The sequence below is a fragment of the Lacinutrix venerupis genome (assembly GCF_001971745.1).
Taxonomy (GTDB): Bacteria; Bacteroidota; Bacteroidia; order Flavobacteriales; family Flavobacteriaceae; genus Lacinutrix; species Lacinutrix venerupis.
On sequence record NZ_CP019352.1, the window covers coordinates 2,762,970 to 2,785,813 of the forward strand.

Consider the following 22,844-nt stretch of genomic DNA (forward strand, 5'->3'; position numbering starts at 1 on the left):
AATTTATTTTATTCCGTTTAATATCTGTTTTATGTAATTTGTGTCCTTCATTTCATTAAAAACACCTTCAAAATCATCGTTTTGCATCATGTTTTTAAATTGAGTTAAATTCTTAATGTAATCTTCTAGAGTTTCAACAACATTAGCTTTATTTTGCTTGAAAATTGGTGTCCACATTGCTGGCGAACTTTTTGCTAATCTAACTGTGCTCTCGAAACCAGAACCTGCCATATCAAAAATATCGCGTTCGTTTTTCTCTTTTTCAATTACTGTTTTACCAAGCATAAAAGCACTTATGTGAGATAAATGTGAAACGTAAGCGATATGCTTATCATGAGATTCAGGATTCATATAACGCATACGCATTCCAATTTCTGTAAAAAGGTTTAATGCTCTTTCTTGAAGCTTAAACGCTGTTTTTTCTACTTCGCAAACAATATTCGTTTTATGTTGAAATAAGTTTGATATCGCCGCTTTGGGTCCAGAAAATTCTGTTCCTGCTATAGGATGCATGGCTAAAAAATTTCTTCTTTTAGGATGATTTTCTATAACCTTACATATATCTAATTTGGTAGAACCAACATCTACAACTAAACCAAAGTCTGAAACTTTATCTAATACTTTTGGTAATAATTCTACAGCAGCATCTACTGGAATAGATAAAATAACCAAATCTGCTTTGTCTAAATCCTCTATTGTTGCTTTATTATCTATAATATTTAGCTCTAATGCTTCTAATAAATGTTGTTCACTATTATCTATACCATATATAGTGGCTTCTGGTCTTTTTTTCTTTATATCTAAAGCTAAGCTCCCACCTATTAATCCTACTCCTATTATGTATATTTTATTTATCATACTCTTGCAATTGCTTCTTCTAATTCTGCTATTGTTGCGCATAAAGAAAAACGCACGTAGCCTTCTCCTTGACTACCAAAAACGGTTCCTGGTGTTATAAAAATGCTATTTTCTTTTAAAAGTTTATCTATAAATTCTTCAGATTTAAAAAATGGTGGAAGTTTTGCCCAAACAAATAATCCACTAGCGTCTTCATCGAAACTACAATTTAGCTTTGTCGCTAATTGCCATACTAACTTTCGGCGTTTTTCATAAACATTATTTAAACTTACAAACCACATCTTTGAAGAGTTTAATGCCTCTACCGCACCTTTTTGTATGCCATAAAACATACCGGAATCCATATTACTTTTTACCTTTAAAACAGCATTTAATAGCTTGTGATTACCTAATAACATTCCAACTCTCCAACCTGCCATATTAAATGTTTTACTTAAAGAATTTAATTCTAAACACATTTCTTTAGCTCCTTCTATACTAAGAATACTTAATGGCTCTTTATTTAAAATAAAGCTATATGGGTTATCATTTACCAACAAAATATCATGCTTTTTAGCAAATGCTATTAAGGTTTTAAATATTGTTTTGGTGGCTTTTGCACCTGTTGGCATATGCGGATAGTTTAACCACATGATTTTTACTTTACTCAAGTCTTGTTTTTCAAGTTCTTCTATATTTGGGCACCAATTGTTTTCTGCATCTAAATTGTAAAATATAGGCTCTGCTTGTAATAATTTTGTAACCGAGGTATATGTTGGGTAACCTGGATTTGGTATTAAAACAGCATCTCCTTGATTTAAAAAAGCCATAGAAATATGCATAATACCTTCTTTACTTCCCATTAATGGTAAAACCTCTGTTACTGCGCTAACATTTACCTGAAAATGTGTTTTATAAAAGGCTGCTATTGCCTCACGCAACTCTGGTAAACCTTGATAGCTTTGGTATTTATGAGCACTTACCGACTCGAAACTATTAGCTATTGCTGTAATTACTTTTCCTGGTGGTTGTAAATCTGGACTACCAATACCCAAATTAATAATGGGTTTTCCTTGAGATTTAAGAAAATTAACTTCTTTTAATTTCTTAGAAAAGTAGTACTCTTCAACGCTATGTAACCTATTTGCGACTTCCATTATTTTTTTGCGTTTTTATATTCTCCTAAAACTTTAAAATGTGTTGCCATAATTTCCATTATAGATTTTGCTTTTTCAAAGTCGCTATAACTATTAAAAGTTACATCTACAAAAAAAGCATAAAGCCAAGGTGTTTCAATTTTAGGTAAAGATTGTATTTTAGTTAAATTAAGCTTACAATCGCTCATAACGTTAAGTACAGTGGCCAAACTACCACGTTTATGATCTAGCTCAAATTTTATTGAAGCTTTATTTATCTCATTTTTAGAAATTTCAGAGTTTTCTTTCTTTACTATAACAAAACGTGTTTCGTTATGTTTTATAGTTTGAATTCCTTCTGCTAAAATATTTAGTTTAAAAATTGAAGCTGCTAATTTGCTTGCTATAGCTGCGACTCCTTTAAGATTATTTTCCTGTATTCGTTTTGCTACATCTGCTGTATCTTTATCTTCTACCAACTTAATGTGTGGGTAATTTTTAAAAAATGCTTTACACTGTAATAATGCCATTGGATGAGAATAGACCTCTTTTATATCTTCAATGTTTTGATTGGGTAATGCCATTAGATTGTGCTGAATATCTAAATAATGCTCACCAACAATATGAAGATTATGGTTATCTATTAAAGCATAATTTGGTATTATTGATCCAGCAATAGAATTTTCTAAAGCCATAATTGCAGCTTCTGTTTTACCTACTAATAAAGCATCTACAGTATCATCAAAAGACAAACACTCGTTAATAGCTGTTTGTGCTCCAAAGTAATCTTGAGACACGATATGGTGAAAAGATCCTTTTATTCCTTGTATGGCTACAGTTTTAATCAAAATTTATTGGTTTTAAACAAAAAAAGTCTCGATATAAATCGAGACTTTTTTAAAAATATATGTTTTCAAAATTACATATAACAAGTCTCGTTCTTTTCGCTAAAAAAGAAATAAAACCAGTTATAATATGTGTTTTTTATTGTTGTCATTATTATATTTCTGCAAATGCAGATAAGTAATTAAAGTGCTAAAGTAAATAATAAAATAACAAATCAAAATACTAACGCATGAATTTTAGTGTTTTAGATAAAAAATTAAAGATTTCTAAACAAAGTATTGTTTAAATTAAAGAATGTTTATTTTTGAAGAAATATTATAAGATGTCTATAAAGGTTGAAAATATAACGAAAATTTATGGTGAACAAAAAGCACTTAACAGCGTGTCTTTTGAAGTTAAAAAGCCAGAAATAGTTGGCTTTCTAGGACCTAATGGTGCTGGAAAATCTACAATGATGAAAATTTTAACTACCTATATAAATCCAACTGAAGGTGATGCTGAAGTTAACGGACATAATATTACAACTCATGCAAAACAAGTACAATCAAGTGTTGGCTACCTTCCAGAACATAATCCATTATATTTAGAACAATACGTTCGAGAATATTTAGCTTTTAATGCTAACATTTATAATGTTAGTAAATCTAGAATTGAAGAGGTTATTGAACTTACAGGTTTAAAACCCGAAGCTCACAAAAAAATAAGTGCTTTATCAAAAGGATATAGACAACGTGTAGGTTTAGCAAACGCGCTTTTACACAATCCAGATGTTTTAATTTTAGACGAACCAACTACTGGTTTAGACCCAAACCAACTAGTAGATATTAGAAATCTTATTAAAACTATAGGAAAAGAGAAAACCGTTTTTCTTTCTACACACATTATGCAAGAAGTAGAAGCTATGTGTGATCGCGTAATTATTATTAATAAAGGTGAGATTGTTGCTAATAAAAAACTTTCTGAGCTACGCGACGGACAAGCACAAATTGTTATTGTAGAATTTGATTACAGAGTAGAAGAGCCTTTTTTACTAAGATTACCTAATGTAAAAAGTGTTGAAAACACTCATGATTTTATTTATGAAATTACTTTCTCTACAAAAGAAGATATGCGCTCTCATGTATTTGATTTTGCTCATGATAACGAATTGAAAATTCTTCAATTAAATCAAAAAAATGCTAGTTTAGAGAGTATGTTTAGAGAGTTAACAAGTTAACTACTCGAAAATAACACGACCGGTATATTGTTCTTGAATATCTAATTCGGGAGGCGTATTTACTACAATAACATCTCCAGTACTTACTAAGTTAGCTATTAAAGACACTTGTGGATTTACAATAATATCGTTTGATCCTCTGTGGAATATTTTTACATTTTGAGCGGTAAAATTTCTACCTTCAAATCTTGCATCTCCTGATGCAAAACTAATATCTAAATCGCTTGTACTTCCTTCTATATAACAAGTAGACAAGTTATTAACCACAAATTTTAAAGAGCTATTTTGAATGTTCATAATAAATAAACCATCGGTATGATAATCGTCTGAATCATCTTCTGAAATTAAAAATAAATTAGGATAAGTTAACACTCCATCACTTCTGGTTGGCAATCCTGTGCTACTTCTAATCTCTGTTAAATTTGGCGCAGTTACATATACCTTAGTTATACCAAAATCTCGAGTTAAGTTGCAACCGTTATTATTATTTAAAAGTAGCCTTCCATTCTCTACTTTTACTTCTATTTCATCCATTAAAAATTCACCTGTTTGCACTAATACTTCATGCTCAGGTCCTTCTTTAACTATTAATTCTATGCGCTCAAAAACTGTAATTTCTGTAAAAGCTTCAACTAAAAATTCTTTTTCAATAATATCTCCAGAGTTTTGAAAACAGTCTGGCGCATTCTCACTATTACAAGATGCAAACAGTATTATTGATAATATGTATATTATTTTTCTCATAACCTTATGCCTATTCCAAATTCTACCGCTTCTGCTTTTGCTCCATGAGATTTTAGTGTTAACGCGCCATAAAATTTATCTCCAAAATAACGTTTTAAACCTATTCGGTTATAAACACGACCTTCAAAATCGTAAGGATAATATACATAGTATCCCAATTGTGTTACAAAGGATAATTTATTGATAAATAATTCGTGACCTACAAAAACGCCAACACGTTTATAATCTTCATCTCCACTCACATTGTCTAAAGGAAAAGCGACTGAGTAATATTTAATTAATTCTTTTAAAAAAGTAGAAAAGAACACATCTGTTCCTACATGAAAAGCAGACTTTCTATTAATACGTTTATCTGCATAAGCTGAAAAAATATAAAAAGGATATTGCCCAGAATTATTTACATCACTTTCGTTTATACCACTTCTAAAAGCGAAGTTATATTTTATTTTTTCTGTAAATTTCTTATATTCTGTTGAAGCTATATATTCCGGCTGCTCATCATACCCAAACATATAATTTGCTCCAATGTTAAAAGTAAATGTATTTGTTGAATTATTTGGTGCTCTAAAATTAGCATTAGAATAATGAATGATTGAAACACCAGCTTGTAATCCTAATCCTTTAAATATATTTTGCTTATCGTAATTTAACTGTATATAAGTAGAACTTAATAAATCTGAGCCGTAAGCATTATTTCTAAAGTTAGTAACCTTATCGTAAGGATTTGTGTTATAAGCGATACCTTGAGCAATTCTGAATTTTAAATTTCGTTTTAAAAAATAAAAATTAAAGTGTGCGTACAATCCGTAATTTTCACCAAGGTATTCATTTTTCATATCTTGATAAATGAAAGACGCACCATAATCTGGATAATTAAATCTACTTTCCCAAGCGTTTTTTCCAAAGGTTTTTTGGTTATAACTTAAAATTAAGCCTGATTGATGGTCTGTAATTAAATGAGCTATATCTGGATTATGTTCTAAAATAGTGCCGTAGAAATAATTAGCATCTACTGTAAAAGGATTTTTTTCTTTTTCTTGAGCCGAAATGCTCAGTGAAAAAAATAAAATAAAAGCAAGTAATAAATACCTCATTAATTAGAAAGTTAGGTCGCAAAAGTAACTAAATTAAATAAAGCATAAATACTTATAAAGAATTACTAATCAAATAAATTTGAGGACAAGTAACGATCACCTCTATCGCATATTATAGCAACTACTACACCTTGGTCTATACTTTCAATGAGTTTTAGAGCTGTAGCTACAGAGCCTCCACTACTCATTCCAGCAAAAATACCTTCTTCTTTAGCCAAACGCTTTGTCATAATTGTTGCTTCTTCTTGGCTAACTTCTATTACTTTATCTACTTTTTTAGGATTAAAAATACTTGGCACATATTCTGGAGACCATTTTCTTATTCCTGGAATTCTAGAACCATCTGCAGGCTGTGCGCCAATAATCTGAATGTTTTTATTTTGTTCTTTTAAAAAAGTAGAAGTTCCCATTATAGTTCCTGTAGTTCCCATTGCAGATACAAAATGTGTAATTTCTCCTTTTGTATCTCGCCAAATTTCTGGTCCTGTGGTTTTATAATGTGCTTTCCAATTATCGTTATTTTCAAACTGATTTAATAACAAATAACCTTTTTCATCTCTCAAATTAAAAGCAATATCTCTAGAACCTTCAATACCACGTTCGGCATCTGTTAAAATTACTTCTGCGCCATAAGCACGCATTGTTTTAACACGCTCTTCGGTAGAGTTTTCTGGCATGACCAAAGTAATATTTAATTGAAATAAATTAGCAACATAGGCTAAGGCAATGCCAGTATTGCCACTTGTAGCTTCTACAATACGTCCTCCTTTTTTAATATCTCCTCGTTTTAAAGCTTCAGCTATCATATTAAAGGCTGGTCTATCTTTAACGCTTCCTCCAGGATTATTACCTTCTAATTTTAAAAAAAGTTTTACGTTAGGTTTATTAACTAAATTAGAAGCCTCTACTAATGGCGTATTTCCTATTTGTTTTAAAATACTCATCTATTAAAATTATTAGTGATTTTAATATCGGATTTATAAGTTACAATTGAATTTTCAGGTATAGATTTTGTTATCCAAACGTTAGCACCAATAATACTATTTTCGCCAATTTCAACATCGCCACCTAAAATAGTAGCATTTGCATAAATAGTAACATTATTCTTTATAGTTGGATGTCTTTTTGTATTCTTTAAAGCTTTTTCAACTTTAATTCCTCCTAAAGTAACACCTTGATAAATAATAACATTTTCATGAATTACCGCTGTTTCTCCAATAACTACACCTGTTGCGTGATCTATAAAAAATGAATCTCCAATGGTTGCTCCTGGATGAATATCTGTTCCTGTTACACCATGTGCGTATTCTGATATCATGCGCGGCAACACCGGAATGTCTAATTTCCATAAAATATGACTAATACGATACATAGTTATAGCATAAAAACCTGGATATGCTAAATAGACCTCTTTAATACTTTTGGCAGCAGGATCGTTTTTATAAGCAGCTTCCGCATCTAATTGCAGCTTAGATTTCAGTGCTTTTATTTCGGTATTAAATTGTTCCCATTTATTTTCGCAAACACCACATTGTAATGCTTTAGACACATAAAAGAAAGATTCTTTTATATTATTTAAAAGCGCTTCTTGCTTCTCAAATTCTTCTAAAGCACAATAAAATAATTCTTTTGCTAAATCTTCAACTCTTTCTTTAAACCTAAATGGAATTTGCAATGTCTCTTGCATATTTTCTAATTTACACTTCTGGAGCCAATTCTATTTCTAAATCTTGTAAAGCTTCAGTTATAGGAATTTGGCAACTTAGTCTGCTGTTATGTTTTACATTGAAAGCTTCAGACAACATAGCATCTTCTTCGTCTTCCATTTCACAAATATCGTGATTAGAATTGACATAACATTGACAAGAAGCACACATTGCCATACCACCACAAATACCTATGGTACCTTCTGGAGCAATCTCGTAAGAGCGAATAACTTCCATAACATTCATTGCCATATCTGTAGGCGCTAAAACAGAATGCTTTTTTCCTTCTCTATCTGTTATATGTAAAGTTACGTCTTGCATTACCCAATGGCTTTTACAACTGCTTTTGGTGCTTCTTTTCTTGTACCATCAAAACCGTTAATTCCACTTACAGTGGTATATTTTAAAACGAATTTTTTACCTGGATTTAAAATTTTATAAGCCGATTGGCACATTAAAGTCGCTTCGTGAAAACCACATAGAATTAACTTTAATTTACCTTCGTAAGTATTAACATCTCCTATAGCAAAAATACCTGGAATGTTTGTTTGGTAATCTAATGTGTTAACTTTTATCGCATTCTTTTCAATTTCTAATCCCCAATTTCCTATTGGCCCTAATTTAGGTGATAAACCAAAAAGCGGAATAAAATAATCGGTATCTAAAACAGTATCAATACCATCTTTGGTTACGGTAATACCATCAATAAACTCTTTACCGTGTAATGCTGTAACCTCAGCAGGTGTAATTAAATTTATTTTATTCAGCAATTTTAATTCTTGTACTTTTTCTACTGAATCTAATGCACCTCTAAACTCATTTCTTCTATGAACTAAAGTCACACTTGAAGCGACATCTGCTAGAAAAATTGACCAATCTAAAGCCGAATCTCCTCCACCAGCGATAATCACTTTTTTGTCTCTATAAATTTCGGGATCTTTAATAAAGTAATTAACACCCTTATCTTCATATTTTTCTATATTTTCTAATTTCGGCTTTCTAGGCTCAAAACTACCTAAACCTCCAGCAATAGCAACAATTGGCGCATGGTGTTTTGTGCCTTTATTTGTGGTTACAATAAAACTTCCATCGTCTTGTTTTTCTATAGTTTCGGCACGTTCTCCTAAGGTAAATCCTGGTTGAAACTGCTTACCTTGTTCTAACAAATTACTAGTTAAATCTCCTGCCAATATTTCTGGAAAACCAGGAATATCGTAAATAGGTTTTTTAGGATATAATTCGGAACATTGACCACCAGGTTGTGGTAATGCATCAATTAAATGGCACTTTAATTTTAACAATCCAGCTTCAAAAACTGTAAATAAACCTGTTGGTCCTGCTCCAATTATTAATATATCTGTTTTAATCATTTTATTTTATTTTTTCTACTAAACCTTTAGTAAATTCATTTAAAGTTTCAACTTTTTGCTCAAAATCTCCTTTTATAGTTTTTCTATATTCATTAAGATTTTTAACCATATCGTCTATGTTTTCTGGTATGACATCTTCAAAAAACTGACGTAAACGTTTTGCTGTTGTTGGAGATTTTCCGTTGGTAGAAATTGCCACTTTCACATTTCCTTTAGTTACAATTCCTCCCATATAAAAATCGCAATAAGGTGGATTATCTGCTACATTTACTAATTTACTTTGTGCACGACATGCATTGTAAACTTGCACATTAACCTCTGGACTATCTGTGGTTGCTACAACCATATGCTTGCCTTCTAAATAAGTATCGTTATACGTATCTATTATTCTTGTTACATTTCCGGTTTCGGCTATTTTAATAGTATCTTCCCTAAACATTGGAGAAACCATAGTCACATTCGCATCTGGACTTGACTTAAGCAAAAAAGTTAATTTTTCTTCTGCCACAAATCCACCACCAACTATTAAAACCTGTAAGTTTTTCACTTTTAAAAACACAGGATATAAATTATTTCTTTCCATAGTTTTTATGCTGAAATACGTTGTAACACTTTATTAGTTTGATTTGCTTTTTCATACATTGAAGTTAAATCTACACGTTGATTTACTACTTCTCCAATAATTATAATTGCTGGTGAAGACAATTGTTTCTCTTTAACTATAGCTTCAATAGAACTGATTGTACCAATACCAACTTTTTCGTCTTTACGCGTTCCATTTTGAATGATTGCAATAGGTGTTTCTGCTTTACCTTCCGAAGAAAAAATGGAAACAATTTCTGAAAGTTTTCCCATTCCCATTAAAATAACAACTGTTGCTGTAGACTGTGCTGCTAACGCGATATCTTTTGAAATTTCGTGCGATTTTGTAGTTCCAGTAATTACCCAAAAACTTTGAGAGGCATTACGTTTTGTTAACGGAATACCTTGGTAAGCTGGTACTGCTGCAGATGAAGAAATACCAGGAACCACAGCAACTTCAATTGCATATTCTTTAGCATACTCTAGCTCTTCTGCTCCACGACCAAAAATAAATGGATCGCCTCCTTTTAATCTTACCACATGATTACCTCTTAAAGCACGCACCACAATTAACTCGTTAATTTGATTTTGTTGATAAGCGTAACATCCTTTGCGTTTACCAACAAAAATAAGCTCTGCTTTTTTTGATGCGTATTGCAACAACTCCTTATTTACTAAAGCATCGTACATAATTACATCTGCAGATGCTATTGCTTTAATAGCTTTTAAGGTTATTAAATCTGGATCTCCTGGACCTGCGCCAACGACTGTTAATTTTGGTGTCATAATGATTTAATTTTTAGCAACTAATTGCGATTCGCGATACTGTTTTACAACCTGTAAAAAGGTTTTTGCCGATTGTAAATAATTTATTGCAAACTCTTTAGTTGGTGGAAATACTTTTATTTGATAGATTAAATCTGAAAAGGTGTTTCCTAATTCTACTTTATTTGTACTTACAAACAGCTCGTCAAACTGACTAATAATACCTGCTTGCGTATTGGTTTTTACATTTTCTGAAAGCAAAATGGCTTTTGCTGCGTTGACCATAGAACGGTAAGTTTCATAGATTGCTCCAGAATATACTTTGTTGTTTAGGGCTTCTTCTGCTTCTTCAATTTTCTCGTCACATTCTAAGAATAACGTGGCAATTAAATCGATAACAACTCCTGCACATTCTCCTACTCCAATTGCTTTTACATAAGCTTCTTCGGTTCCCCAATCAATAAAATCTTCTTGTGTTAAGTTTTCAACATCTGACAAATCTGTTAGTAATTGATAAAAGTACTTTTCACCTTTTTCTTTGTAGTAATCCACAAATAGCTTTCCGTTAGCATTGGCTTCAAAATCGTTTAAAATTCTTCTTAGCGCTTCAGGACCTCTTCTACTTGGTATTTTTACTACTTTATCTGCGAAATAGGCATTTCCGTTTCCTAAATTTCCTCCACCTAATAAAACTTGTAAGGCTGGAGCAACCAACTTGTCTTTTGTACGAATAGACATGCCTTGAAAACCAATATTTGCCATATTGTGTTGTCCACAAGCATTCATACAACCACTAATTTTTATTACTAAATCGTTATTAGATAAATACTGTGGATACTCTGCTTTTATAACACGTTCCAACTCTTCCGCAATTCCTGTACTACTAGCAATCCCAAGATTACAAGTATCTGTTCCTGGACAAGCTGTAATGTCTACCGCTTTATTATAACCAGCTTCTGCAAAACCTAACTTTTTTAATTCTTGATAGAAAAACGGAATCAAATCTGCTTTTACAAACGGAATTAATATATTTTGTCTTAAGCTTAAACGTATTTCACCTGCTGCATATTTCTCTACTAAATCTGCTAACAATCTAGCTTTGTCTGTATAAAAGTCGCCTAATAGCACTTTAATACCTATTGCAAAATAACCATCTTGCTTCTGCGGAATTATATTAGTGGCTTTCCATAAGTTGAAGGCTTCCGTGTCTTTAATATCAACTGTTGGAGCTTCAACAGAAACTGGAGTTGATGTTTGGTAAGTGGCTTCATTTATAGCAACAGATTTAAATTCTATTGCGTTTTGTTCTTCTTCAACTAAACCTTTAAATGCCTCTAAACCAATATCTTTTATTAAGAATTTAAGCCTTGCTTTGGCACGACTTTTACGTTCTCCATAACGATCAAAAACCCTTAAAACACCTTCCATTAATGGAATTATTTTATCTGAAGCTAAGAAACTATAAAACTCATCTGCATGTCTTGGTTGCGATCCTAAACCACCACCAAGCATGACTTTAAAACCTTTTACACCATTTTCTATTTTAGCAATAAACCCTAAATCGTGCATGTATGATAATCCTGTATCTTCATCTGTACCAGAAAAAGACACTTTAAATTTACGTCCCATTTCTTGACAAATTGGGTTACGTAAAAAGAATTTAAAAACAGCATCTGCATAAGGAGAAACATCAAAAGGCTCTTTGATATCTATTCCTGCAGTTTCACTTGCAGTAACGTTTCTTACGGCATTACCACAAGCCTCTCTTAAAGTTACATTATCGCGTTCTAGTTCTGCCCAAAGTTCTGGCGTACGTTTTAAATCGACATAATGAATTTGAATATCTTGACGTGTTGTAATGTGTAATCTGCTTCTAGAATATTCATCTGAAACCTCAGCAATACGACGTAATTGATTGCTTAACACTTTACCATAAGGTAGTTTGATACGTATCATTTGTACACCTTCTTGACGCTGACCATAAACACCACGTGCTAAACGCAAACTTCTAAATTTTTCTTCGTCAATTTTTCCGTTATTAAATAGCTCAATCTTATTGGCTAATTCAATAATATCCTTTTGTACTAAAGGGTTTTCTATTTCGGTTCTAAAACTTTGCATTATTTTATATATAATTCCTATGGATTTAATAGGGTAAATTAAAACACTTTTATTTAATCTGGTTATGAATTAATTAGCGCTTTTTGAAAACGCTAATTAATTATGCATAAAATCTTGTTTTGCTAGCAATTGTTCTTCAGTCTCTTCGTTATCATCATCTGGCACACAACAATCTACTGGACAAACAGCTGCACATTGTGGTTCGTCATGAAATCCTTTACATTCTGTACACTTATCTGGCACAATAAAATACAACTCATCCGATACTGGCTCGTGTTCTTTATCTGCATCTACCGTCATTCCATTTGGCAATTTCACTAAGCCTTTTAAACTTGTACCTTCGCTATACTTCCAATCTGCTGCGCCTTCATAAATTGCAGTATTTGGACATTCTGGCTCGCAAGCTCCACAGTTAATACATTCGTCTGTTATTATAATTGCCATAATACTGCATTAATATTATTGAATAAATCCTGCACCAACCGTATGGTTAGATTGCGAATCTATTAAAATAAACGAACCATTTGTTCTGTGTGTTTTAAATGCATCGTAAAAAATTGGCTTATTTAATTTAAATGAAACTTTTGCTATATCATTCATTTTTAAAGTTTCTGCAGTTTCATCTACTCCAGAATAATCTGGATTAATTTTATGATGAATTGTAGACACTTTTGCCAACACTTTATTTACACCATGTTGCACAACGTATTTTTTTCCTGTTGTTAAATTTTCTAAATCCATCCATGAAATGGTAGCTGTAAACTGCTTGTCTATGGTTGGCAAATCGTTTTCTTTAACAATCATATCGCCACGACTAATATTTACATCATCTTCTAACGTTATTAAAACTGAAGAACGTCTTGAAGCTGTTTGTACTTTCTTGTCATAAAAATGAATCTCTTTAATCTTAGATTTTGTTTGCGATGGCAGTACCACTACATTATCTCCAACACTTAACTCTCCGCCATAAACTTTTCCTGCATAACCTCTAAAATCATGAAACTCTTCGGTTTTAGGACGTATTACATATTGTACAGGAAACCTTGGTGTTCCTGTGTTATATACATCTTTTTGATCTGTATTTTCTAAATAATCTAATAGCGTTTTGCCTGTATACCAAGGTGTGTTTTCTGATTTATTTACAACATTATCTCCTTTTAAAGCACTAACAGGAATAAAGGTTATGTTTTGATCTTGATAATCTCGTTTACTCATTAGAGCTTCAAAATCACTTTTAATTTGGTTATATTTTTCTTCAGAAAAATCTACCAAATCCATTTTATTAATAGCTACAATTACTGTTTTAATTCGTAATAAATTATTGATAAAAAAGTGACGATTAGTCTGTTCTATCACACCTTTTCTTGCATCTATTAAAACAATAGCTGCTTGAGATGTTGAAGCACCAGTAACCATATTTCTAGTATATTCTACATGTCCTGGTGTATCTGCAATAATGTAACTTTTATTAGCTGTTGAGAAATATATATGAGCTACGTCTATGGTAATACCTTGTTCTCTTTCTGCTACTAAACCATCGGTAGCTAAAGAAAAATCTAAATAATCGTAACCTAATTGTTTACTCTTTTTTTCTATAGCTTCTAACTTATCTGAGGTTAAAGATTTTGTGTCGTACAACAATCTACCAATTAAAGTACTCTTACCATCATCTACACTACCTGCTGTTGCTATTTTTAATACGTCCATTTTATATATAACCTTCTTAACTTGAAGGAGTTTTTATTTATTTGTAAAGATTTTCCGCTAAAGCGGAAATAAAAAATTGGTTTTAAAAGTACCCTTGTTGTTTACGTTTTTCCATTGCGGCTTCAGAACGTTTATCGTCTATTCTTGCACCTCTTTCTGATATTGAAGAATCTCTAATTTCTTGTACAACGCTTGATATATCTGAAGCATCAGATAAAACTGCTGCTGTACAACTCATATCTCCAACGGTTCTAAAACGTACTACACGCTCTTCTACTTCTTCATTTTCATCTCTATAAACAACGTCATCGTCTGCAGACCATATTAAACCATCGCGTAAAAAAGTAGCTCTTGTGTGTGCAAAATATATTGATGGTATTTCTATTTGCTCTTTTTGTATATAAGACCAAACATCTAATTCTGTCCAATTAGAAATAGGAAATACGCGTACATTTTGTCCTAATTCTATTTGTCCGTTTAACATATCGAACAATTCTGGTCTTTGGTTTTTTTCATCCCATTGCCCAAAATCGTCTCGAACAGAAAAAATACGTTCTTTCGCTCTTGCTTTTTCTTCATCGCGACGAGCACCACCTATACAAGCATCAAATTTAAATTCTTCTATAGCATCTAAAAGTGTTGTTGTTTGCAATTGGTTTCGGCTTGCATAGCGTCCAGATTCTTCTTTAACTTTTCCTTCATCTATAGAATCTTGAACATTTCTAACAATTAATTCTAAACCTAATTCTTTAACCAAACGGTCTCTAAATTCTATAGTTTCAGGAAAATTATGACCTGTATCTATATGCATTAATGGAAAAGGAATTTTTGCAGGATAAAATGCTTTTTGTGCTAAACGCACTAATGTTATTGAATCTTTTCCTCCAGAAAATAAAAGCACTGGTTTTTCGAACTGTGCAGCTACTTCTCTAAAGATATAAATAGCTTCGTTTTCTAATGGATTTATTTTTGATGTATCTGTCATCTCTATATTTCTATATTTTAAGCGTGTAAACCACACTCTCTATTTGCTAATTGTTTTGTTGGATCGAAGTATTTAAATTCGTTTGGCAAATTATTTTCTTCTAAAAAAACATCTAATTCTTTATCTGTCCAATTATAAAATGGACTCACTTTTAATACTCCGTTTTTATCTTGAGATACAATATCTATACTATCTCTAAAAGCTGTTTGACCTTTGCGTAAATTTGTAAACCATACATCTGGTTTATGCTCTGCCATAGCTCTTTTAAAAGGTTCTAATTTTACTTGCTCTGTAAATAGTTTATGTTTTGGATCTTCAATATTTGGTATACCTAAAACCACATCACGATGAGCTGTTGTTTGTTTTGGTACATATAATTTAACATTAAGATTTAATTTATTAATCACCTCTTCTGCATGCTTATATGTGTTTGGCGTATTGTAGCCAGTATCACACCAAATAACTTTAATATCACCTTTAACGGCACTAGTTACTTTTAAAATAGCAGCTTCGTAAGGTCTAAAGTTTGTTGTTACTACAGGTGATTTTGCTAAATTAATTGCCCATTCTACAATTTCAAGTGGCGTTTTAGCGCTTAACTCTTTATTTATTTTATTTAAATCTAAACTCATTATTTTCCCCAATTAATTTTATTCCAAGCTCGTTCATGAAAAAAATACAATGCCATTTTAGACACCAATTCTATTCCTCCAATTGATATTGCCATAGTTAAAGTTCCTGTTATTAAATAAGAAATTAGCACAGTATCTAGAGTTCCAATTATTCTCCAACTAATTGTTTTAAGAAGGCTCCTTTTTATTTTCTCCTGAGGTAAACTTTCTTCTTTCACCTCCTCAACTTGAGAACTTTTATGCGCTTCCTTTTTTAAATTACTTTTATAAAATATATCAATTATCATTATCTTATTATTTAATCCCTATCGGATTAGTAGGGTAATAATGCAAACCTATGATATAAAACATTACAAACCAAGAAGAATAATTAAAAAATAGTACCCAAATATTGAATATTTGCTAATTCGATAAATCTGCCAACGTAGTATTTCTAAATATTTCTAGCGTATTATCGCGTACTTTTAGCATGATTTTATTTACAGCACAAGCATTTTCATCTGGACAATCGTCGCACTTTTCGTAAAAATTTAAACTCACACAAGGTATCATTGCAATTGGTCCTTCTAAAACTCTCATAACACTAGTCATTTTAATTTCTGAAGCATCTTTTAACAAATAGTAACCTCCGCCTTTACCTTTTTTAGAGCCAAGGATTCCAGATTTTCGAAGAGATAATAGTATACTTTCTAAAAATTTCACAGATATATTTTCACTTTCACTTATAGTTGCTATTTGAATAGGTACTTTTCTATCCTGCTTAGCTAAATAGGTTAGCGCTTTAATTCCGTATTTTGTTTTTTTAGATAACATGTTACAAAAGTAAGCGTTTTTTATTATTAAAAAACAGCTTCGGCAATTGCTTTTACATTATCACTTTTTCCCATAGAATAGTAATGCAAAACAGGTACACCAGCAGCTTGTAATTCTTTAGATTGCTGGATTGCCCACTCGATTCCTACTTGCCTAACCTGTTTATTAGTATCACATTGCTCTATACTAGTAATTAAATCTTGAGGTAAATCTATTTTAAAAACTTGAGGTAATAATTGCAAGTGTTTTTTAATAGCAATAGGTTTTATACCAGGAATAATAGGCACATGTATTCCAGCTTTTTTTGCAGCATCCACAAACTCAAAATACTTTTTGTTGTCAAAAAACATTTGCGTTACTACATAATCTGCTCCAGCATCTACTTTTTCCTTTAACCGTTTTAAATCGGTTTGTAACGATGGTGCTTCAATATGTTTTTCGGGATAACCAGCAACGCCAATACAAAAATCAGAAGTATCGTCAACCTCAACAACATCATGTAAATAATTACCACAATTTAAATTCTGAATCTGACTCACCAATTGCGATGCATATTGGTGACCTCCTTTACAAGCCTCAAAATATTTTTGATGACTCATCGCATCACCTCGTAAAGCCATTACATTATTAATCCCTAAATAATGACAATCTACCAACAAATACTCGGTTTCTTCCTTACTAAAACCTCCACATAACACATGCGGAACCGTATCTACATCATACTTATGCTTAATTGCAGCACAAATACCAACCGTTCCTGGACGCATTCTTGTTATTTTTCTATCTAAAAGACCTTGTTTTTCAATATAAATGTACTCTTCTCTAGAGGTTGTTACATCAATAAAAGGTGGATTAAACTCCATTAAAGGATCTATATTATCGTACAAATCCTGAATACTTTTTCCTTTTTTAGGCGGAATAATTTCAAACGAAAATAGCGTTTTACCCTTAGCGTTTTTTATATGTTCTGTTACTTTCATGTATTACCTAAAATTATATCTCAATTATCATTTTGGCGTTACCTAAAGGTCGCGCTTTCACTACTCGCTCTCTGCGAGGAGCTCAAACAGACCGTTCAATCACTAACGCACTAATCTGCTAAATTTGGGTTTAGCCATTTGGTCGCTTCTTCTGTGCTAATATTTTTTCGTTTAGAATAATCTAATAATTGATCTTCCTTAATTTTACCTAAGCCAAAATACTTAGCCTCAGGATTACCAAAATAATAGCCACTAACACTTGCTGCAGGCCACATGGCAAGACTTTCGGTAAGTTTTACACCAATATTTTCTTCCACGTTTAATAGCTTCCAAATGGTTTGCTTTTCTAAATGATCTGGACACGCAGGATAACCAGGAGCTGGACGAATGCCTTTATAACTTTCCTTAATTAATTCTTGGTTAGTTAAACTCTCATCTTGTGCGTAAGCCCAATGTTTTGTTCTTACTTCTTTATGTAGATATTCTGCAAAAGCTTCGGCTAATCTATCTGCTAACGCTTTAATCATAATCGAATTATAATCGTCGTTTTCAGCCTCAAATTGCTCAGCTAATTCTGCTGTACCAAAACCTGTAGACACGCAAAAAGCACCAATATAATCTTGAATTCCTGTTTCTTTTGGAGCAATAAAATCTGCTAACGCATGGTTAGGCACACCTTCTCTTTTCTTTAGTTGTTGACGTAAGGTTAAAAAGGTTAGTTGGTCCTCATGATTATGAGATACTGAAACGAGTTCAGTATGACATTCTTTGAGAGAAACCTCTATATCATCATCATTTATGGTATTTGCAGGAAACAACCCAAAAATGGCTTTTGCTTTTAATAGCTTTTCATCAAAAATTCTTTTTAATAATTCTTGAGCATCTTTAAATAATTCTGTCGCTTGACTTCCAACTACGCTATCAGTTAAAATTTCAGGATACTTTCCATGTAAATCCCAACTTCTAAAAAATGGAGACCAATCTATATACGCTTCTAATTTTGTAATATCAAAATCATCAATTATTTGAATTCCTAATTGTTTTGGCTTCACAATTTTAGAGGTTTGCCAATCTATTTTATATTTTCTTTTTCTAGCCTCTTCAATGCTTATGTAGTCTTTTTGTTTGGTTCTGTTTAAAAATTTTTCTCTAAACACATCGTATTCTTCTCTAATTTGCTCTTTATAAACAACATTATTTTTATTTAATAATTCGCCAACAACTGTTACTGCTCTTGACGCATCATTAATATGTACCACAGCATCTTTATAATGAGGTGCAATTTTAACCGAAGTATGTGCTTTAGACGTGGTTGCTCCTCCAATTATCAAAGGAATATCAAGATTTTGCTTTTCCATTTCTTTAGACACATAAACCATTTCATCTAATGATGGAGTAATTAAACCACTTAAACCAATAATATCAACCTCCTCTTTTATAGCAGTATCAATTATTTTTTCTGGCGGAACCATAACGCCTAAATCTATAATCTGGTAATTATTACAACCTAAAACTACACTCACAATATTTTTACCAATATCATGCACATCACCTTTTACGGTTGCCATTAAAATTTTTCCAGCAAACTCTTGTTTTCCGTCTTTTTCGGCTTCAATAAATGGTTGCAAATACGCTACAGCTTTTTTCATAACTCTAGCCGATTTTACTACTTGTGGCAAAAACATTTTTCCGCTTCCAAATAAATCTCCAACCACACTCATACCTTGCATTAAGTGTCCTTCAATAACCTCTATTGGTCTTGAAACAGATTGTCTTGCTTCTTCAACATCATCAATTATATATGTATCGATCCCTTTTACTAAAGCATGTGTAATTCTGCTTTGTAACTCGGTATTTCTCCATTCTTGAACCGTTTCTGTAGATTCTTTTTTATTTCCTTTTACGGTTTCGGCAAATTCCAATAAACGCTCAGTAGCATCCTCACGTCTGTCAAACAAAACGTCTTCAACACATTGCAGTAACTCTTTATCAATTTCATCATAAATCTCCAACATCGTTGGGTTTACAATTCCTAAATTCATTCCGTTTTTTATGGCATGAAATAAAAATGAAGAATGCATAGCCTCACGCACAGTATTGTTTCCTCTAAAAGAAAAGGACACATTACTTACTCCTCCAGACACATTAGCAAACGGTAAATTTTGTCTAATCCACTTTGTAGCATTAAAAAAGTCTAGCGCATTTTTACGATGCTCTTCCATTCCGGTTGCCACAGGAAAGATATTAGGATCAAAAATGATGTCTTGTGGTGGAAAATTGACAATGTCGACCAATATTTTATAAGAACGCTCACAAATTTCAATACGACGCTTATAGGTATCTGCTTGTCCATTTTCATCAAAAGCCATGACAATTACAGCAGCTCCATAACGCTTTACTAGTTTAGCTTGACGTATAAACTCGGTTTCTCCTTCTTTTAAACTTATAGAATTTACAACAGATTTACCTTGAACCACCTTTAAACCAGCCTCAATAATTTCCCATTTAGAGCTATCAATCATTATAGGAATTCTGGAAATATCAGGCTCTGAAGCAATAAGATTTAAAAAGGTAGTCATGGCATGTACACCATCCAACATGCCTTCATCCATGTTGACATCTAAAATTTGTGCACCACCTTCTACCTGGTCTCTAGCGACATCTAAAGCTTCGCTATATTTTTCTTCTTTTATTAAACGTAAAAATTTACGAGAACCAGTAACATTGGTACGTTCTCCTACATTTATAAAATTACTTTCTGGAGTTACAATTAAGGGTTCTAAACCTGAAAGTGTTAAATATTTTTTACAATCGCTTTCTGCCATTACGATAATGTTTTAATTTTACGTGGTTCGTATTTTTTAACAACTTCAGCAATAGCTTTTATGTGTTCTGGATTTGTGCCACAACAACCACCAATAATATTTATTAAATTGTCTTTTAAATAGGCCTCAATAAAGTTTTTCATTTCTTCTGGAGTTTGATCGTACTCTCCAAAAGCATTTGGTAATCCTGCATTTGGGTGTGCAGAAGTAAAAAAATCTGTTTGACTTGACAGACGTTTTAAATAAGGTTGCAATTGCTCTGCACCTAATGCACAATTAAAACCAACACTTAACAATGGCACATGAGAAATAGAAGTTAAAAAAGCTTCTACGGTTTGACCAGACAATGTACGACCAGAAGCATCTGTTATGGTACCAGATACCATAATTGGAATGTCTATGTTTTTTTCTTCTTTTACTTCTTCAATTGCAAATAATGCTGCTTTTGCATTGAGTGTATCAAAAATAGTTTCGACTAACAATAAATCTACACCTCCATCAATTAAGGCTTCTACTTGTTGCTTGTAAGCAATTCTCAATTCATCAAAAGTTACAGCCCTAAATTCTGGTCTATTAACATCTGGACTTAGACTTGCTGTACGGTTTGTTGACCCAATGCTTCCTGCCACAAAACGTGGTTTTTCAGGATTTGCATTAGTAAATTCCGTAGCAACGTATTTAGCAATTTTAGCGGATTCAAAATTAAGCTCATAAACCAAATTTTCCATATCGTAATCTGCCATAGCGATGGTTGTACCTGAAAATGTATTAGTTTCTACTATATCTGCTCCAGCTTCAAAATACTTACGATGTACGTCTGCAATAGCATTGGGTTGAGTTAATGACAGTAAATCGTTGTTTCCTTTTAAAGAAGATGGATAGTCTTTAAAACGCTCGCCTCTAAAATCTTCTTCTGTAAAATTATAGCGTTGTAACATGGTACCCATTGCACCATCAAGTACTAAAATTCGTTTTTGTATTTCGTTATAAATATTTGCCATATTCTATTTTTGCAAATAAGATTCTACATTTTGCCATGGACCTCCATTTATTGCATCAATACCATTGTCTTCTAATAAATCTTTAGCACGTTCGCTTCTTGCTCCACTTCTACAACACGTAATTATTGGCTTTTTTAAAGCTTTTATTCTGTCTATTTCATATTCTAAATCGTCTAAAACAATATGCAACGCATCTTTAACGTGACCTTCTTCAAATTCTGTATCAGTTCTGACATCTAATATTATAGCACCTTTATCTAGGTACTCTTGAATGTGCTTAAATTCTGGATTACTACTCATAATTTATATTTTAATTAAACTTCTAAAGCTTGTTTTAAATCGTTAATAATATCTTCTGGATGCTCTAACCCAACCGAAATACGTACCAAACCACCTGTAATTCCGGTTTGTAATCTTTCTTCTTCAGTTAATTTTGCATGTGTTGTAGACGCTGGATGTGTTACAATGGTACGCGTATCTCCTAAATTTGCAGAAAGTGATAATAGTTTAATATTATTTAAAAATTGTCTTCCAGCCGCAACACCACCTTTAACTTCAAAAGCAACAATGCTTCCTCCTGCTTTCATTTGTTTTTTAGCCAAATGGTGTTGTGGATGTGATTTTAATAAAGGATATTTTACAAGGTTAACTTTATCGTGACCTTCTAAAAAAGTTGCTACTTTTAAAGCATTATCACAATGCCTGTCTAACCTTACTGCTAGTGTTTCTAAACTTTTGGACAATACCCAAGCGTTAAAAGGCGATAAAGAAGGTCCTGTATTACGAGAAAATAAATAGATTTTTTTTATTAAATCTGCACTACCAACTGTAATACCACCAAGTACACGACCTTGTCCATCTATTAATTTGGTAGCTGAATGAATTACTAAATCTGCACCAAATTTAATAGGCTGTTGTAAATATGGTGTAGCAAAACAATTATCTATAATTAATATGATGTTGTGCTTTTTGGCAATGTTTCCTATGGCTTCCAAATCCAAAATATCTATAGCTGGATTAGTTGGACTTTCAGCATAAATAACTTTTGTATTAGGTTGAATTAAACTTTCAATGTTTTCAATTTCATCTATTTTAAAATAGCTAGTCGAAATATTCCATTTTGGAAGTATGTTTTTAAACATGGTTTGTGTGGATCCAAATACACTTCTGCAAGACAAAATATGGTCTCCTGAATTTAATAATGCTGCTAAAGTTGAAAACACTGCTGACATACCTGAAGCAAAAGCGTAACCACTTTCTGCGCTTTCCATTTTACAGATTTTATCTATAAACTCTGTTGTATTAGGATTGGAATACCGACTGTAAATGTTACGATCTTTTTCGTCTGCAAAAGAGGCACGCATATCTTCAGCATCTTCAAATACGTAACTTGATGTTAAGTACAAAGGTGTTGAGTGTTCTAAAAATTGAGAACGCTCTGTTTGTGTTCGAATGGCTTGGGTTTCGAAGTTGTTAGTGCTCAT

24 protein-coding genes are annotated in these 22,844 nt (G+C 32.2%); 1 reads left to right on the forward strand and 23 read right to left on the reverse strand.

Annotated elements, in window-relative coordinates:
• Nucleotides 1-3: 3 nt before the first annotated feature.
• Genes BWR22_RS12480 through BWR22_RS12490 form a run of 3 tightly spaced genes read right to left on the reverse strand, consistent with a single transcriptional unit; the run spans nucleotide 4 to nucleotide 2,821 of the window.
• Entirely contained in the window at nucleotides 4-858 is an 855-nt protein-coding gene (locus BWR22_RS12480; RefSeq protein ID WP_198033380.1) for a prephenate dehydrogenase, read from the reverse strand.
• The gene (locus BWR22_RS12485) at nucleotides 855-1,994 is read right to left on the reverse strand and encodes a pyridoxal phosphate-dependent aminotransferase (protein ID WP_076733993.1); all 1,140 of its coding nucleotides are present in this window, start codon (nucleotides 1,992-1,994) and stop codon (nucleotides 855-857) included. Before BWR22_RS12485 ends, BWR22_RS12480 begins: the two co-directional genes overlap by 4 nt.
• Nucleotides 1,994-2,821: a prephenate dehydratase gene (locus BWR22_RS12490; protein WP_076733994.1), complete on the reverse strand. Its 828-nt coding sequence runs from the start codon at nucleotides 2,819-2,821 to the stop codon at nucleotides 1,994-1,996. The genes BWR22_RS12485 and BWR22_RS12490 overlap by 1 nt, the downstream gene beginning before the upstream one ends.
• A gap of 320 nt (nucleotides 2,822-3,141) precedes the next feature.
• Between BWR22_RS12490 and gldA the strand changes: the two genes are divergently transcribed.
• Nucleotides 3,142-4,035 carry a gliding motility-associated ABC transporter ATP-binding subunit GldA gene (gldA, locus tag BWR22_RS12495; protein WP_076733995.1) on the forward strand — a complete coding sequence of 298 codons (894 nt, stop codon included), beginning with the start codon at nucleotides 3,142-3,144 and terminating at the stop codon, nucleotides 4,033-4,035.
• Here the strand turns inward: gldA and BWR22_RS12500 are convergent, their stop codons facing one another.
• The 20 genes from BWR22_RS12500 to BWR22_RS12595 form a co-directional block, all read right to left on the reverse strand.
• Nucleotides 4,036-4,779, reverse strand: coding sequence for a head GIN domain-containing protein (locus BWR22_RS12500; RefSeq protein ID WP_076733996.1), 744 nt, complete (start codon nucleotides 4,777-4,779; stop codon nucleotides 4,036-4,038).
• The gene (locus BWR22_RS12505) at nucleotides 4,776-5,873 is read right to left on the reverse strand and encodes an acyloxyacyl hydrolase (protein ID WP_076733997.1); all 1,098 of its coding nucleotides are present in this window, start codon (nucleotides 5,871-5,873) and stop codon (nucleotides 4,776-4,778) included. Before BWR22_RS12505 ends, BWR22_RS12500 begins: the two co-directional genes overlap by 4 nt.
• 65 nt (nucleotides 5,874-5,938) lie before the next feature.
• The gene (gene cysM / locus BWR22_RS12510; RefSeq protein ID WP_076733998.1) at nucleotides 5,939-6,817 is read right to left on the reverse strand and encodes a cysteine synthase CysM; all 879 of its coding nucleotides are present in this window, start codon (nucleotides 6,815-6,817) and stop codon (nucleotides 5,939-5,941) included.
• Entirely contained in the window at nucleotides 6,814-7,560 is a 747-nt protein-coding gene (epsC, locus tag BWR22_RS12515) for a serine O-acetyltransferase EpsC (RefSeq protein ID WP_076733999.1), read from the reverse strand. The genes cysM and epsC overlap by 4 nt, the downstream gene beginning before the upstream one ends.
• Before the next feature lie 10 nt (nucleotides 7,561-7,570).
• Nucleotides 7,571-7,900 (reverse strand): 2Fe-2S iron-sulfur cluster-binding family protein, encoded by a 330-nt coding sequence (locus BWR22_RS12520; RefSeq protein WP_076734000.1) that lies wholly within the window; start codon nucleotides 7,898-7,900, stop codon nucleotides 7,571-7,573.
• Nucleotides 7,900-8,949, reverse strand: a complete 1,050-nt coding sequence (locus tag BWR22_RS12525) for an NAD(P)/FAD-dependent oxidoreductase (protein WP_076734001.1) — start codon at nucleotides 8,947-8,949, stop codon at nucleotides 7,900-7,902. The genes BWR22_RS12520 and BWR22_RS12525 overlap by 1 nt, the downstream gene beginning before the upstream one ends.
• A 1-nt stretch (nucleotide 8,950) precedes the next feature.
• Nucleotides 8,951-9,532 (reverse strand): precorrin-2 dehydrogenase/sirohydrochlorin ferrochelatase family protein, encoded by a 582-nt coding sequence (locus BWR22_RS12530; RefSeq protein WP_076734002.1) that lies wholly within the window; start codon nucleotides 9,530-9,532, stop codon nucleotides 8,951-8,953.
• 5 nt (nucleotides 9,533-9,537) lie between these two features.
• Nucleotides 9,538-10,317, reverse strand: a complete 780-nt coding sequence (cobA, locus tag BWR22_RS12535; protein ID WP_076734003.1) for a uroporphyrinogen-III C-methyltransferase — start codon at nucleotides 10,315-10,317, stop codon at nucleotides 9,538-9,540.
• 6 nt (nucleotides 10,318-10,323) lie between these two features.
• A complete protein-coding gene (locus BWR22_RS12540; RefSeq protein WP_076734004.1) occupies nucleotides 10,324-12,417 on the reverse strand; it encodes a HEPN domain-containing protein in 2,094 nt (697 codons plus the stop codon).
• 96 nt (nucleotides 12,418-12,513) lie between these two features.
• Nucleotides 12,514-12,861 (reverse strand): 4Fe-4S dicluster domain-containing protein, encoded by a 348-nt coding sequence (locus BWR22_RS12545; protein ID WP_076734005.1) that lies wholly within the window; start codon nucleotides 12,859-12,861, stop codon nucleotides 12,514-12,516.
• 15 nt (nucleotides 12,862-12,876) lie between these two features.
• Nucleotides 12,877-14,124, reverse strand: a complete 1,248-nt coding sequence (locus BWR22_RS12550) for a sulfate adenylyltransferase subunit 1 (RefSeq protein WP_076734006.1) — start codon at nucleotides 14,122-14,124, stop codon at nucleotides 12,877-12,879.
• Between the two features lie 82 nt (nucleotides 14,125-14,206).
• Nucleotides 14,207-15,109, reverse strand: coding sequence for a sulfate adenylyltransferase subunit CysD (gene cysD / locus BWR22_RS12555; RefSeq protein WP_076734007.1), 903 nt, complete (start codon nucleotides 15,107-15,109; stop codon nucleotides 14,207-14,209).
• 17 nt (nucleotides 15,110-15,126) lie between these two features.
• Complete coding sequence (locus BWR22_RS12560) at nucleotides 15,127-15,741, reverse strand: phosphoadenosine phosphosulfate reductase domain-containing protein (RefSeq protein ID WP_076734008.1); 615 nt, start codon at nucleotides 15,739-15,741, stop codon at nucleotides 15,127-15,129.
• A complete protein-coding gene (locus tag BWR22_RS12565; protein WP_076734009.1) occupies nucleotides 15,741-16,028 on the reverse strand; it encodes a DUF2061 domain-containing protein in 288 nt (95 codons plus the stop codon). Before BWR22_RS12565 ends, BWR22_RS12560 begins: the two co-directional genes overlap by 1 nt.
• A 115-nt stretch (nucleotides 16,029-16,143) precedes the next feature.
• The gene (locus tag BWR22_RS12570) at nucleotides 16,144-16,554 is read right to left on the reverse strand and encodes an RrF2 family transcriptional regulator (protein WP_076734010.1); all 411 of its coding nucleotides are present in this window, start codon (nucleotides 16,552-16,554) and stop codon (nucleotides 16,144-16,146) included.
• A gap of 26 nt (nucleotides 16,555-16,580) precedes the next feature.
• Complete coding sequence (gene metF, locus BWR22_RS12575; RefSeq protein WP_076734011.1) at nucleotides 16,581-17,534, reverse strand: methylenetetrahydrofolate reductase [NAD(P)H]; 954 nt, start codon at nucleotides 17,532-17,534, stop codon at nucleotides 16,581-16,583.
• Between the two features lie 110 nt (nucleotides 17,535-17,644).
• Nucleotides 17,645-20,359 (reverse strand): methionine synthase, encoded by a 2,715-nt coding sequence (gene metH / locus BWR22_RS12580; protein WP_076734012.1) that lies wholly within the window; start codon nucleotides 20,357-20,359, stop codon nucleotides 17,645-17,647.
• On the reverse strand, nucleotides 20,359-21,360 hold the full coding sequence (locus tag BWR22_RS12585) for a homocysteine S-methyltransferase family protein (protein ID WP_076734013.1): 1,002 nt from the start codon (nucleotides 21,358-21,360) through the stop codon (nucleotides 20,359-20,361). Before BWR22_RS12585 ends, metH begins: the two co-directional genes overlap by 1 nt.
• A 3-nt stretch (nucleotides 21,361-21,363) precedes the next feature.
• A complete protein-coding gene (locus tag BWR22_RS12590; protein WP_076734014.1) occupies nucleotides 21,364-21,660 on the reverse strand; it encodes a rhodanese-like domain-containing protein in 297 nt (98 codons plus the stop codon).
• Between the two features lie 14 nt (nucleotides 21,661-21,674).
• Nucleotides 21,675-22,844: a trans-sulfuration enzyme family protein gene (locus BWR22_RS12595; protein ID WP_076734015.1), complete on the reverse strand. Its 1,170-nt coding sequence runs from the start codon at nucleotides 22,842-22,844 to the stop codon at nucleotides 21,675-21,677.